This is a genomic window from Chitinophaga filiformis, assembly GCF_021646545.1.
GTDB lineage: Bacteria > Bacteroidota > Bacteroidia > Chitinophagales > Chitinophagaceae > Chitinophaga > Chitinophaga filiformis_A.
Genome location: NZ_JAKIRP010000003.1, coordinates 316,275 through 329,779, shown reverse-complemented (window position 1 = coordinate 329,779; position 13,505 = coordinate 316,275). Strand labels below are relative to the sequence as shown.

General features: G+C 46.1%; 10 protein-coding genes. 7 read left to right on the top strand and 3 right to left on the bottom strand.

All coding sequences use genetic code 11. From position 1 onward, the window contains the following. The 3 genes from L3C95_RS11125 (at position 1) to L3C95_RS11115 (ending at position 4,805) form a co-directional block, all read left to right on the top strand. Entirely contained in the window at positions 1-3,744 is a 3,744-nt protein-coding gene (locus L3C95_RS11125) for a Hint domain-containing protein (protein ID WP_236386183.1), read from the top strand. Between the two features lie 7 nt (positions 3,745-3,751). Next, positions 3,752-4,210 (top strand): hypothetical protein, encoded by a 459-nt coding sequence (locus L3C95_RS11120; RefSeq protein ID WP_236386185.1) that lies wholly within the window; start codon positions 3,752-3,754, stop codon positions 4,208-4,210. Between the two features lie 139 nt (positions 4,211-4,349). After that, the gene (locus L3C95_RS11115; RefSeq protein WP_236386186.1) at positions 4,350-4,805 is read left to right on the top strand and encodes an SMI1/KNR4 family protein; all 456 of its coding nucleotides are present in this window, start codon (positions 4,350-4,352) and stop codon (positions 4,803-4,805) included. A gap of 8 nt (positions 4,806-4,813) precedes the next feature. Here L3C95_RS11115 and L3C95_RS11110 read toward each other — a convergent pair whose 3' ends face one another. After that, positions 4,814-5,125, bottom strand: coding sequence for a hypothetical protein (locus L3C95_RS11110; RefSeq protein ID WP_236386189.1), 312 nt, complete (start codon positions 5,123-5,125; stop codon positions 4,814-4,816). Between the two features lie 139 nt (positions 5,126-5,264). Between L3C95_RS11110 and nfi the strand changes: the two genes are divergently transcribed. Continuing rightward, positions 5,265-5,960 carry a deoxyribonuclease V gene (gene nfi / locus L3C95_RS11105; protein ID WP_236386191.1) on the top strand — a complete coding sequence of 232 codons (696 nt, stop codon included), beginning with the start codon at positions 5,265-5,267 and terminating at the stop codon, positions 5,958-5,960. On the opposite strand, the gene L3C95_RS11100 is transcribed toward nfi, so the two are convergent. Next, the gene (locus L3C95_RS11100) at positions 5,941-6,402 is read right to left on the bottom strand and encodes a hypothetical protein (RefSeq protein ID WP_236386193.1); all 462 of its coding nucleotides are present in this window, start codon (positions 6,400-6,402) and stop codon (positions 5,941-5,943) included. The genes nfi and L3C95_RS11100 overlap by 20 nt on opposite strands. Positions 6,403-6,409: 7 nt before the next feature. Continuing rightward, positions 6,410-10,474, bottom strand: a complete 4,065-nt coding sequence (locus tag L3C95_RS11095) for a DUF6531 domain-containing protein (protein ID WP_236386195.1) — start codon at positions 10,472-10,474, stop codon at positions 6,410-6,412. Between the two features lie 136 nt (positions 10,475-10,610). Here L3C95_RS11095 and L3C95_RS11090 point away from each other — a divergent pair, with 136 nt between their 5' ends. From L3C95_RS11090 to L3C95_RS11080, 3 genes are all read left to right on the top strand, one after another. Further along, complete coding sequence (locus tag L3C95_RS11090) at positions 10,611-11,687, top strand: acyltransferase family protein (RefSeq protein WP_236386197.1); 1,077 nt, start codon at positions 10,611-10,613, stop codon at positions 11,685-11,687. Between the two features lie 76 nt (positions 11,688-11,763). Continuing rightward, the gene (locus L3C95_RS11085) at positions 11,764-12,384 is read left to right on the top strand and encodes an RNA polymerase sigma factor (RefSeq protein WP_236386198.1); all 621 of its coding nucleotides are present in this window, start codon (positions 11,764-11,766) and stop codon (positions 12,382-12,384) included. 45 nt (positions 12,385-12,429) lie between these two features. Beyond that, on the top strand, positions 12,430-13,482 hold the full coding sequence (locus L3C95_RS11080) for a FecR family protein (RefSeq protein ID WP_236387241.1): 1,053 nt from the start codon (positions 12,430-12,432) through the stop codon (positions 13,480-13,482). Positions 13,483-13,505: the final 23 nt, after the last annotated feature.

Sequence of the window (13,505 nt, the reverse complement as noted above, 5' to 3'; positions counted from 1 at the left end):
ATGAAAATGTTACATAAGTATATACTCTTGCTCGGTCTGTTGTTGCAGGCTGGTGTAGGAATTGCAGCTCCGGACCGGGACAGTCTTATGACGAAGGTAATTGAGAGAGGCAGGATGGCTTTTAAAGAGCTGGTGCGGCAGAACAAGCTGAATGATGAAAAAGGTCTGTCATCCCAAAATCACTATGTATTGCATATCAATACAGCAGACCTGATAGATGGACAGATAGACAAACTTGATAAGGAATATATCAAACAGCGGAAAATAACCTATGGCGCAGGATATGTAACAGGTGATGAGACGGCTGGAGATTTCCTCGTACCTGCCGGTGAAGATCTCGATGAACTGGAAGCGAAGCTGGAAAAGTTTAACACAGACCCTAATACAAAAGTACGGGCGTATCTGGTCACCGTTGATTTTATTCCAATGATCTTCGATGCTCCGGGACTTGATCTGGAAACTCTCATGACCTACTATAGAGGAGGAGCCGGTGGAACAAAGGAAGGAGACATGGCAGAGAACGCAAAAAATGATGCGGCGGCCATCATACAGGGAATCTCATTAGAACTGGTGGCTGCACCACCAGAAGACGGTACAAAGCCGGCATTTAATACAGCTTGTTTCGGGATGGTGAACTACAGGATCTATGATAAAAAACGGAGGTACAAGAAACTACAATTATTTTCCTGGTATTCTAATCTGTTAGGATCAGAGCTCGAATCTTATAATTTATTAATATCGAAGCACCTGCAGTCAGTCAAGGGGGAGACTGGTTATAGCCTGATAGAGAAATTTATAGACGCCACTATTGAGAATAACACAGACTTTACGTTGTTACCGTCTGTAAAGAGTAAGATATTCAATGCCTATACTCGTTCGCAGATGCAAGAGGTGCTATCAACGATTAGTGCTAATGCATACGATCAGTTTACTTATGAAGAGCGTATTCGGGCTGTTAAAGTGCTTGCCTCAGAAGAGCTGATGGGTAGTACCGCAGGAGAAATGATAGCGGATCTCCTGGCAACTGCAAACTTTGAAGAAGATGCCGGAAAGCTTAAAGAAGATCTTGACAAAGTTAATGACCTTATTCCGAAAGCATATGAAGCAGAAGAAGCTGAGGCTACTATGAGAACGGTTAATTACAGGGAGTTGAGCCTTCTGCATTTACTGGTAGATGGTATATCAGACCATCTGATCGGAGACAAATCTTATACAAAGCTGATGCAGGCCTTCATTAACATAGCGAGATTTTCGCCAACTGCTGTTACCGAGGCGCTGGAGTTTTATAGAGATCCGAAAAAACTGGACCGGACAATAGTGTGGGACAAGAGCTATGCGCTTGAATTGTTTTCTGCACCTCCTGCTGGTATTAATAAATATGAGGTTGCGCTAGATGATAAGTTGGATAAGGTTACCGTTAAGAAGTCTCAGTTAGAATATGATCCAAACCAAGGATATCTGAAGCTTCGGGATGTGATGCGTGAGTATGTCAAAGGCAATAACACCTTTATCGAAAATATCTTAAAAGATATCGGCGCTGCTATGGATAACATGGATTTTGCCGGTTACTATGCAGAAAAATTTCCTCCCGAACCCAAGTGGAAGGAGGAACCTGCATTTACCTTAGGGGCGTGGCAGCTGGTGTCATTTACTAATAAGTCCGACATAGGATTACTGGCAACAGCTGTAGGAGAATCGCCGGACCAGAAAGAGCATAAAGCGCAGTTCATGCCGGCCATCGTACTGAAATACGCTGCTGATAAGAAATTGAACCAGGCTATAGGTAAAGGTGTTGTAATGGCTTTTGATGTGATTACATTGGTGACACCGGTAGGAGAATTAGCATATCTGGGCAAAGTAGCTAATTATGTTTACAAGGGTGTTGAATATGGGGCTAAAATGACAGCCCTGGGTCATCTGGGCGTAGAAACGGGAGCTATACCCCCGGACAGTAAGTTAGCTGAGTTTATCAATGAATGTTATCAGGTGACCGCCCTGCTACAGTTAGGTAATCTCGGTTTTGCTGCAACGAACGGTGTCATTGCCAGGCTATCGAAGGCAGAAGCTACGAAATTCCTTAAGTTGTATTACGGGGCGGAGAAAGAAGGGTTGCTATATCTTATGAAGGATCCTGATGAAGTAAAACTGGTGCTCCGGTTCAAGAAAGAACTGGAAGAGGCGGGTGTTGTAGCCGGATATGGTCAGAACTGGTTCAAGGCGATCAGAGACGAGGTATATGGCGGTATTTCAAGTACTGTTGCCAAAATGAAGGACAAGTTCAAGTTTCTTACGGCTGAGGGAAGTGGTAACCTGCTCAGATTCAAGGATGGAGCAGGTCAACAGGTTATGCATACGATGGCCGACGGAACCCTGGTGGTCGATAAAACAGCAGTGACAATTGCAGAAGATGCTCGTGTGCTGGAGGCAATGGATGGCGTTTCTATTCGTACGGCGGAGAATGCGAAGGAAATTGTGGAAGACCTGATGTTTGTGCAACGAGCCAATAAGAGCGTGGAGTGTATAAGAGGCGCTTGTTTTATAGCAGGAACACCCGTGCGTACGAAAGCGGGTCTTACTCCTATTGAGCAGGTCAAAGAGAATGATACCGTGCTTGGTGTGAAGGTAGCAAATGGCGATACTACCTGGCAAAAGGTCGCACATGTCTTCACAAAACATGCTTCGAAACTGGTGCGTATCATTACGGGGCGTGATACGATCTTCTCCACACCAGAGCATCCCTACCTTACAGAAAATGGCTGGAAAAGCGCTGCTGACTTAAAAGCGGGATGGCGGCTTAGGCTGGCAGGATATGCCTTTGCTACACTGACCGCAGTACTGCCGATAGATACCAGCGTAACGGTTTACAATTTTGAAACCAGTATTACACACAATTATTGTATTGGCAGCGAAGGCATCGTCGTACATAATTCGTGTGAGATCATTCGAAAACTTGAAAGCCGTATTCCAAAGGAGCATTATGACGATTTTGTTGATGATTTTAAAAATGCAGCCAAAGGTTCAGATGAAGAGAAACTGCTAAAGAAGTTCAATGAAGGAAAAATTTCTACCGATATATGGGTGATTTTGCATGACTTTCCTTCCCTTCGCGCAAACGCTGACGAACTTGTCAAGTTTCGGGATCTGCTGGGTGTATGTACCACTCCTAATTGTACTGCTTTGTTGAGGGAGATTGTGGCAGGCGAAAAGGAATTTAATGCGTTGAATCAAATTGATCGTAATATCTTAAGGTCCCGGTTTGAAGAATTTTTATATTGGGCCAAGTACAAAAATGAGACTGCCCTGGCGGCTCAACTGGAGAAATATGTAGCCCGGCTCAAAGAAGCAGGTGCATCCGGATTAAGTCGTATAGAATGGGTGGATCCCAAATCACTGCGTTTCTCTCAGGGATATGTAGGAGAAGAGGTATACGAATACGTAGAAATAATGAAGGCGAATAAATGGGATTGGACAAAGAGTCCCTTAGAAGTGGCTGAGATAGATGGTTACCTTGTAAGTCTCGACAACAGGCGTTTACTGGCAGCACAGATGGCTGATGTGAAAGAAGTGTCTATACGAGTGGTCACACTGGATGCCCCCCGTCCCGGAGGCGGCACCTACCGAAGTAATCTTGATAATAAGCTGTTTTCCAGACCATCGAAAAGAAAAGATCTTCCAAAAATTGATTTGCGACCTTACGGGTCACCTAACCGGCCCAAGATCGAGCCAAATGAATTGAAAGAATAATAAACGTATGAACAAGAGTATCCAGCAGCATTGGAATGAAAGTGAGTTACCAGGACTAGACGCCATTCTATTTTCCGATGGCACTATGATTATTCTCAATATTTATGCCTCGATAGCGAAGACGGGGAGACGATATTACGCCAGCCCGATGTGTGAAACCACCCTGAAAAGTGTTGAAAAGTATGATGACGATGTGTGGAGACACATACAAAGACATCCGGCATCTTTCGTGCTTCCTGATGGGAAGAAAGTTTATTTCGGAGAAGGAACGATGGGGCAGGAGGGATTCGTAGCGCTTACTGAGAATAATGACCAGCTGATCTGGGCATTGTTCTGTACAAACTCCAATCCATTTGTCAGTGGGGAGTTTGTGAATGGTAGGATCCGTGTTTACTCCACCTATGATCTCTATTTTAACATCGATATCCTTACACCTGAGAAGATCACTATTGAAGCGGCTGAATAACATCTGCCGCTTCACCGTTTGAAAGGCTGTTCGTCACCAACGGACAGCCTTTTCTAATCCCTATACACTGATTTTCATAAATATCCGTTAATGTTATAAAAAATATTATTAATATTATCCCCTATATCAGAATCAACAGATGGCAAAATATCTGGACTTTTTACAACAATATGCGAAACACCTGGGTGATCCTCAGGGAGTTAGTGAAGCAGAGATCAAAGCGATCGAACAGCAATTTAATGTGAAGCTACCTTTAGCCTACGTAGAATTCATCTCCATTTTCGGTAAGAAAAAGGGCCGCATTCTCAGGAATTATTCCAGCGAAGTATCCTACCTGGCACAGAACAGGAAAGATGCTGTGAAAGCATTGGCGAGTATGGGAAACGGTTCTTTTGCTATCAAAGACAGCCATTTCTTCTTCGGCGAGTGGCAGGGACTTTCTTCTTATTTCTTTGATTGTGAGCAGCAGGAAGACGATCCCCCGGTATATGTCCTGGATGCAGGTAAGGCGGAAGTATTTAAGCCTTCATTTTCACAACTGATCAGGGAAGAACTGAATAAAGTATTAAAATTCGATGGGGTTATTAAAAAATAGCATCCCACTTATTGTACCTTACTCACATCCGACAACCGTACCATTTCAGGCATCACGCAGATAGCCAGGCAAAGTACTGCCGGTGGGGTATCTGTAGCATGCATATTAAATGCAATGGTGTCGCCCAGGTTGATCTCTGCCGGTAATACGGTTGTAACAGTACTGTCTGTCCCAAGAATGTTAACCTTGTATAGTCTGCCGCCTTCTGTAGATGAGCAGCAATTGTCAGCTGTTGTTACCACTCCCTTAAAAGACCTGCCATTTTCCTTCGAGCAGGACAGCATAGAGATAAGGCATAAAAAAATAAAGATCTGTTTCATTTCAATTAGTCTGGTTGATAACTAGGGTATAGATGACCGTATAACGGGCAGCGGCAGAAAAAGTTACAAACTGCTGCAGACCGCATAGCGAATGACATGATGTTTTCCATATATTTATCTTATAAGCAGGAAGCATAACATGATAAATTCAAATCTCGCGGAACACAAAGCCATCGATATTCAGCAGCGGTTAAGGGGACAGGTCATAACGTCTGACCACTTGCCAGCTGAAATAAAGCTGATTGCAGGTGTGGATGTGGAATATGATAAGAGCAGCGATGTTATTGCCGGCGCTTTTGTATTGCTGGACTATCATACGCTGGAAGTGGTGGAAGTGGCCACACATTGTATGGAGGTGACCTTCCCATACATCCCCGGCTTGTTTTCTTTCCGTGAAATGCCTGTCCTGCTGGAGGCCTGGAAGAAGCTGAAACAGCATCCTGATATCATCATCTGCGATGGGCAGGGGAGGGCACATCCGCGGCGTTTTGGCCTGGCATGCCATATGGGTGTGCTGTTGGACAAACCCACCCTGGGATGCGGTAAAACAAGGTTATTTGGCACATATGATCCACCCGCTCCTGACCGGGGTGCTATCAGTCCCTTACTGGCGGAAGATGACGGGGAGCATATCGGGAATGCATTGCGGACACAAACAGGCATTAACCCGGTATTTGTGTCTGTGGGGCATAAGATCTCGCTGGATACTGCTACAAGCCTCGTATTAAAAATGTGCACGGAATACCGCCTGCCGGAAACGACCCGCAAAGCAGATCATTACGCGCGGGAGGCATTCCTGGCCTACAAGAGCGGCACTACTCCGCCGCTTCAATAACGATCTTCTCAGGTGTGAGGATGTCAATGTTATAATAGAGGTTGTAAGTCGAATAGGCGCGGATCTTACCGTTCACGAATTCAGCCTTTGTGAATGGATTGGAAGCCGTACTGTATAAGGCCCAGATCAGCTGATCATCATTTTCTGTAAGCGCTATAAAACCTTCTTCTCCCATCGCTCCTTCTCCGAAATAAACTTTCTTTCCATCAGGAAGTGTAAGGGTAGCGGGATGTCGTTCTATCTCTGACCAAACGTCGTCATTATATTTTTCAACACTTTGCAGATTGCTTTCACAGAGGGGATGCACATAATGTAACTTCCCGCCGCCTTCAGTTGATACAGCATAAAACTCAAGAATGATCACTGTACCATCTGCAAAAAGAATGGCGTCTATACCCGGCAGTTCGTTATTATTCCAATGCTCCTGGATGATGTTCGTCATGTGTATGTTATTTATTCGGATATACGATCTTAGGCTGTTTTGGTGAACCATGCGGCCGCAGATCGGCTTTTTGAAGATCAGGTCTTTTCTTCGGTTTCGAATTCAGTTTCTTTTCCAGGTTGCTGCGATAAGTACCGCCATCAGGACGTGGATCGTCCAGGTTGACTATACGTATCGGCACCTTTTTTACGTCTGCCATTTGTGCTGCCATCAAACGTCTGTTGTCAAGACTCACACGGTGACCGTCTATCTCTGCTACTTCCAGCGGGCTTCTTTCCCATTCCCAATTACCTTCCCTCATCAGCTGCGCGTATTCTTCCACCTGATGTCCGACATATCCCTGAGAGAAGTTCAGTGATTTCGGATCTACCCACTCGATAGGATTCAACCCGTAGATGTCTACATAGGCATCCGGCTTTTTCACATATGCGTAGAGATGGATACCGCCAAATAATCCTGTAGGATCATGGCTGATATAATTACCTTCCTCCGGACTGTAATACCTGAACCTGTTGTAATAAAGACCTGTCTCCGCATCTTCATACTGTCCCTGGTAACGGAAGGGTACAAAGTGGCGGTCGCCTGCTAACTTACGGACGTTTCCATAAATATCCAATTCGCACGACCATACACTGTTGCCTTCATCGTCGTATGCTTCGCAAGGTGTACCGAGATAATCAGTGATAACAGAGTATTTCTTACCACCACTGATCCGCGCAGCGGGAATAGCTGCATCTGCTTCAAAGGTCCAGGTGATCAATGCTTCGGCTGGTACAGGCTCTGGTGGTGTTAATATATTCCCGTCTTCATCTATAGTGGTGACAGGGCGTTGTTTTACAGGATAATGCCATTCATGGAGTGGCGCATTACCATCCCAGAGCCAGCGGGTGATCTGCTGTTTATAGATCTTTGCAGTCCTTCTTCCAAGGGCGTCATATTCAAATGAAACAGCCTGTTTATCTGGTCTGATCACCTGTTTAAGCATACCATTGCCATACCACTCATATTGCCATACTTTTCCGTCTCTGGTGATCTTTTGTATGAGATTACCTTCTTCGTCGTATGCAAAACGGGCTTCTGTACTTTCTTTTAATTCTCCGCCGGCAGTGTATTTCCTGTCTTTGCGTTCAGTAGTTCTATACAGGTTGCCCATTTTATCAGGCAGGCGGTAATCATACTGTCCGTCTTCATATTGCGCCCTGGCCAGGTAACCAAAGCTATCATGACTGAAGGTGCTGACGCCTTTATCAAGCGCATTAACGATCTGGCGTAGTTGCTGGTTGGCGTCCCAACGATAATACCTGCTGCGTAAGCTGCGTGCACGGTGACTTACACTATGGTGTACCGGCAGGCCGGCTTCATCATAAACACGTCTGCTTACAATACCGCCCGGCAACATCCTTTCTGTTTCAAGTCCACGCAAGTTTCTGATGATCTGTGCTGTCCATGCATCATCGATACTACCATCTGTGGCAGTGATGCCAGTTACCAGGCCATTGTGGTTGCGTTCATAGCGGATGTCTGCACCGAGGCTGCTGCTCACATGGAGCCGTTTGCCATACTTATCAAATGCAGTGTTGATCTCGTGTCCGTTCTGCCATTCTTTCACAATATTGCCCAGCACATCTCTTTCAAATCTGACCGTGCTGTTTTCATTGATGGCTTCGATCAGCTGGCCATTACGATTGTAACTGAATGTTTCCCAGCTGCCGTCACTGTGCTCGGCTCTTGTTGGGCGATGGTTATAATCGTATTCATAAACGGTGGATCTTTTACCGGGACGATCTATTCTTATCACATTGCCCCTGGCGTCTCTTTTCAGATAGCGGGACACATTATCAAAGCCTGTCTCTTCAATGACCTGTCCGCATTGGTTCCGCTTAAAGCGATAGCTGGCACCATGTTCATTGACAACCGCTACAAGCCGTTCTTCCGTGTCGAGCAGGAAGTGTATCTTGGCGCCGTTCTCTTCCCTGGATTGCAGGCTGCCTAACTGTGTATAAGTGAAGCGGATATCATGGTGTTTGTCTTTGGCATGAATGACCTCGTCATACGCATTATATCCTAAGCGGATATGATTGCCATCGGGTGTTCTGATATCTGTCACCCTGCCCAGTGCATCGTATTGGAAGTGCTGCGCCTCCTGCTGCGGATTATTGATTCGGATACATTGTCCCCATACATCGTATTGCCAGCTGTAAGTGGCCTTATCCGGTAACATGACAGACGTCAGGTTGAGGTCTTCATCATATTCCAGTAAGGTCCTGCCCGCATGCAGTCTTTCCACTTTACGCAGCAGTTGCTGCTGATCATATTCAAACATCACGAGGCTGCCATCGGCTTCTGTAATGGTATGTATCTGACCATTCTCTTCATTGTATACATAACTGCGGGTGTTGCCCTGTGCGTCTTTGACAAGCAGCAGGTTGCCTGCTTCATCATAAGTGAATGAGCGGGTGGTGCCATCCGCTTTTGTAAAGGCAACGCAGTTTCCCCATTCATCGTAGGAGAAGCCGGTAGCATTTCCATCTTCGTCTATATACCTGTAGATCTCAAAATCTTCTGTGTATTCTGTAAATGTGGAATAACCCATTGGATCTTTGATCTGGTGTACCACAAAGTCAGGTGTGTAATAGTAGGTCGTTTCATTTCCCAGGGAATCTGTGAGCACATTGTATCCTTTCTCCGGATGGTATGCAATATATCCATCGAGTACACCTTTTTCACCCCAGGCATGAATACAACGGCGCTGGCGGTCATATTCCCAGTAGAATGATTGTCCGTTCCTGTCAGTTCTTTGTACCATCAGGTGATCTTCGTAGATCATTTGTATGGCTTTGTTGTTGGCATCAATGATGGCGGAAAGATCACCGGCTTCATTGTATTCATAGCTTACCATGAGACGTTCCTGTCCGCGGTGATGCGCCGTTACCCGGGTGATCCTGCCGCTTTTATCATTCTCTATATGCAGTTGTCTGCCGGCAGTGTCGATAATACGCAGGAGGTGACCTTTTGAATTATAATGGCAGGTGATGATGAACCCTGCCTTGTCATGAATAGATACAAGACGGTATTGCTGGTCGGCAGGATGTAGTTTATGGAATGTATAAAAGAGTTTTTCCTTCTGATCATAGAGCAGGTAGCTGTTGACGTCTGTCCGCGTGAGTGTAAGTTGTTCATGACGGTTATACTCGCCCGGCATTCCGGAGGGCGTATAACCAAATACAGCGCTGCGTCCGTTTTTCAACAGTACGAGCGTGACGCCTTCCTGCACAAATTCCTGCACACGCATGTCGTAAGAGAAATGCGTGGCGTGTCCCAAGACGCCTTTGTGCGGACTGTCACTGTTCCATGAGCGTGCCCAGGTAAGCGGAATAGGTCCGGGCAGTTCAAAATCCACACCATCATATATAACGATACCCTGCACAAGGTCAACAGGTTCGAGTCCCAGTTTACAGAGGAAGTCGCTGAGTTTATTACTGCCGATGGTTTTCTGCAGTGCATGGTTGAATTTCGTTACCACCGTTTTCAGGCCTTTCAGGAGTGCGCCAAAACCGAAAGATGCTATCAGGTTGATGACCACGCCGGCCCAGTCGGGCACGTAAGGACCGCCTACCATAACAGGTTTGCCGAAAGAGAGCGGAATGGAAAAGGAAGTAGGCAAATACATGCTGGGCAAAGGCTTCAGTTTTTTGCCCGGTTGCAGTGACAACGGGATACCGATATCGTTACAGGTCATGAGCATATGTCCGGTAGGGCTCATGAGCCGGCCCTCTGCTTTCACCTTTTTGCTGCCATAAAAATTGACAGAATCATGCCCGATCAGTGGCGCCAGCAGCCAGGGGCCGCCCATGGGAAAATGTATGAATATGATAATGATACCACTGGTATCGCTTACACCACGGGGTACGTGATTTACTTTGGTAGTAGCGCCAATGAAGGGAATATAATCCATAGGGTCTACTACAAAGCCGATATATGGATGCGGTAGCGGAATGGGAAATCCAAAGAGCAGTACGATATGGATATCAAGGCCAATTACGGGTACAAAATGCTTATTACTTACTAACATGCTTAAGGTTTTTCTACGGGCTAAACCAGGGTTAAAATGGAAATATTTTCCAGATACAGTTATAGTGCAATATAGAAATTATTCTATTATCTTAACTGCCAAGGCAATACTCAACCAGAATAAAATCGCAATTTAAATGAAACAAAGGCTCCTGTCGCTCGACTTTTTCAGGGGTTTGACCGTGGCAGCTATGATCCTGGTCAATAACCCGGGAAGCTGGTCCTACGTTTATCCGCCACTGGAACATTCAAAATGGAATGGCTGTACACCCACCGACCTCGTATTTCCCTTTTTCCTCTTTATGGTAGGCGTATCTGTCACCTTTGCGCTGAGCAGCCGCAGGGCAGATACCGAAGAACATGAAAAGTTGATCCTGCATATTTTCCGCCGGGCGGCGATCCTATTTGGCATCGGACTGGCCTTCCGCCTGATCCCTTCCTTTGACTTCTATAATCTGAGGATCCTGGGCGTTTTACAGCGCATTGCGATCGTTTTTCTTGTCATCTCCCTATTGTACCTCAAAACGGGCACAAAAGCCCGTATATGGCTTTGTTTTTCGTTTCTGGTGATATACTGGCTGCTGATGACAGTAGTTCCGGTACCGGGTACAGGCCCGGCGAACCTGGAGCCTGGTACTAATCTGGCTGCCTGGCTGGACCGTACTATAATGGGAGAGCGGCATCTGTGGAAGCAGGCCCGCACCTGGGACCCTGAAGGGATTTTAAGCACCCTGCCGGCTATTTCGACAGGCCTGCTGGGTATTATGACGGGCGACTGGCTGCGGCGGAAGGATAAGGAGGATGCGGAAAAGGTGTCGTGGCTGTTTTCAGCAGGTTTTCTGGCTGTGCTGGCGGGACTGGTATGGGACGGGGTATTCCCGATCAACAAGTCCCTCTGGACAAGTTCATTCGTACTGTATACCGGCGGACTAGCGGCGATGGGCCTGGCATTATCGTATTGGTTCATTGACGTGCAGCAATACCGGCGTTTGACACCGCCTTTTGTAGCCTTCGGCAGAAATGCCATTACTGCCTACGTTTTATCCGGAGCCATTCCTATGATCTTTAAAGGGATGTCGGGAGGGATGTTCAGCGGTTACTCCGGGCTATTTTCACCTTTCAATGCATCCCTTGCCGCAGCCATCACTCTCGTGTTGCTGCTATTCATACCAGTATGGATCATGTATAAAAGAAATATCATCGTAAAAATCTGATGTGAAACGAAAATGTTACCACCGGCCGGTAATTTTTTTGTATTATTAGGCAATCGTCTTCCTAAACTTACTGCCAATGCAATCGGAGAGTCACGTGTTATGGTGGAATGCGTTTAAACAGGGGGATTGGGATGCCTTTACTGCGCTCTACGGCGAATTTTATGAACTGTTGAACAATTATGGCCGCAAGTTTACGCAGGACGCGGACCTGATCCAGGATGTAGTACATGATCTTTTCGTAAGATTATGGACCACCCGTACACGGCTGGGCAACCCTGCCTCCGTGAAGAACTACCTGTACAAAGCGTTACGCTCTGCATTGTTCCGTAAACTACAATCCCTGTCCAAATTTGTTGAACTGGATAATGCTTCCGGACAGGGCGGCTTTGCGGTGAACTTCATTCCCGATGCCTCTTTCCGCCAGGAAGAACAGGAACTCAGGAACCAGGTGATTGCCCTGGTCAATACATTGCCCGCACGCCAGCAGGAGATCATCTTTCTCCGCTTTTATGAAGGAATGTCCTATGAGGAAATCGCCGTCATTATGGACATTAATATGAGCTCAACCTACAAGTTATTATATAAGGCCCTCGATAACCTGCAAAAGGTGTCAGATAAGCGTTTCCTGACAATTTTAAGCGTACTGTTTTTCCTGTCTAAAAGTTTTTCGAAAAAAAGTTTGATTCCAGAGGGATAATTTCCACCATGTCATGTCTAATAGTAGTAAATCGGGGATATCGTGATGAACAATGAGAAATATGCAACATATAGATTGGAAGACTTCCTGGACGATGATGCCTTTATAAAGTGGGTGTCAGGCAAAGAACAGGATGCACTTGTAGCACAGTTCTGGAGCGAATTCCCTTTGGAGTACCCATCCGCTGCCGCTAACTATGAGTTTGCCGTCAGCGTGATCCGTACCTATCGTTCGCAGGAAGTGTGGGAGAACAAGGATAATAAGGCACATGTGCTGGAGAGGATCACCGCTACCATAGAAGCAAATAACAACCGCCGTCCTGCACTGATCCGTCGCATGAGCACCTGGGTACGCGCTGCGGCCATTGTCCTGATCGCGACTGTGGGTGGTTACCTGCTCTATACAAAACTGGGTAAACCAGCACAGGAAGTGATAGCAACAGGCTATGGTGAAAAGAGAACGATCACGCTGCCCGACCATTCAGTAGTAACGCTGAATGCTTCTTCCTCCATTACATTCAACGAGAAATGGGATACCACCGCTGCCAGGGAAGTATGGATAGAAGGAGAGGCTTTCTTCGATGTGAAACACCTGAACAGGGATACACTTAATATCCGGCCCGGACAACGCTTCCTGGTACATAGCAATGGCCTTACGATAGAAGTATTGGGAACGTCCTTTAATGTAAGAAGCCGCCATGGAAAAACGAAGGTGGGACTGGTAACAGGAAAGATCCAGGTAGGATTCAACGGCCCTGCCGCACCGAAAGCAGTGGTGATGTTGCCGGGCGATTATATTGAATACGCAGATAGTCATTTATTACTAACTAAAAAGATAGACAAGCCGGAATCAATTAAACGTTGGACACAGGTACCACTAACGTTTACAGATGCCACATTAAGTGAGATAATAGAAACATTGCAGGACAACTATGGTTACACTGTAAAGGTCAGTGAACAATCAATCAAAAAGCTAAAGATCGAGGGAGATATTAACGTAGCCAACGTAGAAGAACTATTGACTGTAATTACCACGACGCTGAACGTCAAAATAGAACAGCCTTCTGAGAAGGAGCTTGTCATTACTTCAGGAAAATAACAGCGGGAAAACACGCGCGTAAA

What these genes read in the sequence shown, in the direction of transcription:
- L3C95_RS11125 (WP_236386183.1), top strand. Translation starts at nt 1, where the DNA reads ATGAAAATGTTACATAAGTATATACTCTTGCTCGGTCTGTTGTTGCAG.
- L3C95_RS11120 (WP_236386185.1), top strand. Translation starts at nt 3,752, where the DNA reads ATGAACAAGAGTATCCAGCAGCATTGGAATGAAAGTGAGTTACCAGGA.
- L3C95_RS11115 (WP_236386186.1), top strand. Translation starts at nt 4,350, where the DNA reads ATGGCAAAATATCTGGACTTTTTACAACAATATGCGAAACACCTGGGT.
- L3C95_RS11110 (WP_236386189.1), bottom strand. Translation starts at nt 5,125, where the DNA reads ATGAAACAGATCTTTATTTTTTTATGCCTTATCTCTATGCTGTCCTGC.
- nfi (WP_236386191.1), top strand. Translation starts at nt 5,265, where the DNA reads ATGATAAATTCAAATCTCGCGGAACACAAAGCCATCGATATTCAGCAG.
- L3C95_RS11100 (WP_236386193.1), bottom strand. Translation starts at nt 6,402, where the DNA reads ATGACGAACATCATCCAGGAGCATTGGAATAATAACGAACTGCCGGGT.
- L3C95_RS11095 (WP_236386195.1), bottom strand. Translation starts at nt 10,474, where the DNA reads ATGTTAGTAAGTAATAAGCATTTTGTACCCGTAATTGGCCTTGATATC.
- L3C95_RS11090 (WP_236386197.1), top strand. Translation starts at nt 10,611, where the DNA reads ATGAAACAAAGGCTCCTGTCGCTCGACTTTTTCAGGGGTTTGACCGTG.
- L3C95_RS11085 (WP_236386198.1), top strand. Translation starts at nt 11,764, where the DNA reads ATGCAATCGGAGAGTCACGTGTTATGGTGGAATGCGTTTAAACAGGGG.
- L3C95_RS11080 (WP_236387241.1), top strand. Translation starts at nt 12,430, where the DNA reads ATGAACAATGAGAAATATGCAACATATAGATTGGAAGACTTCCTGGAC.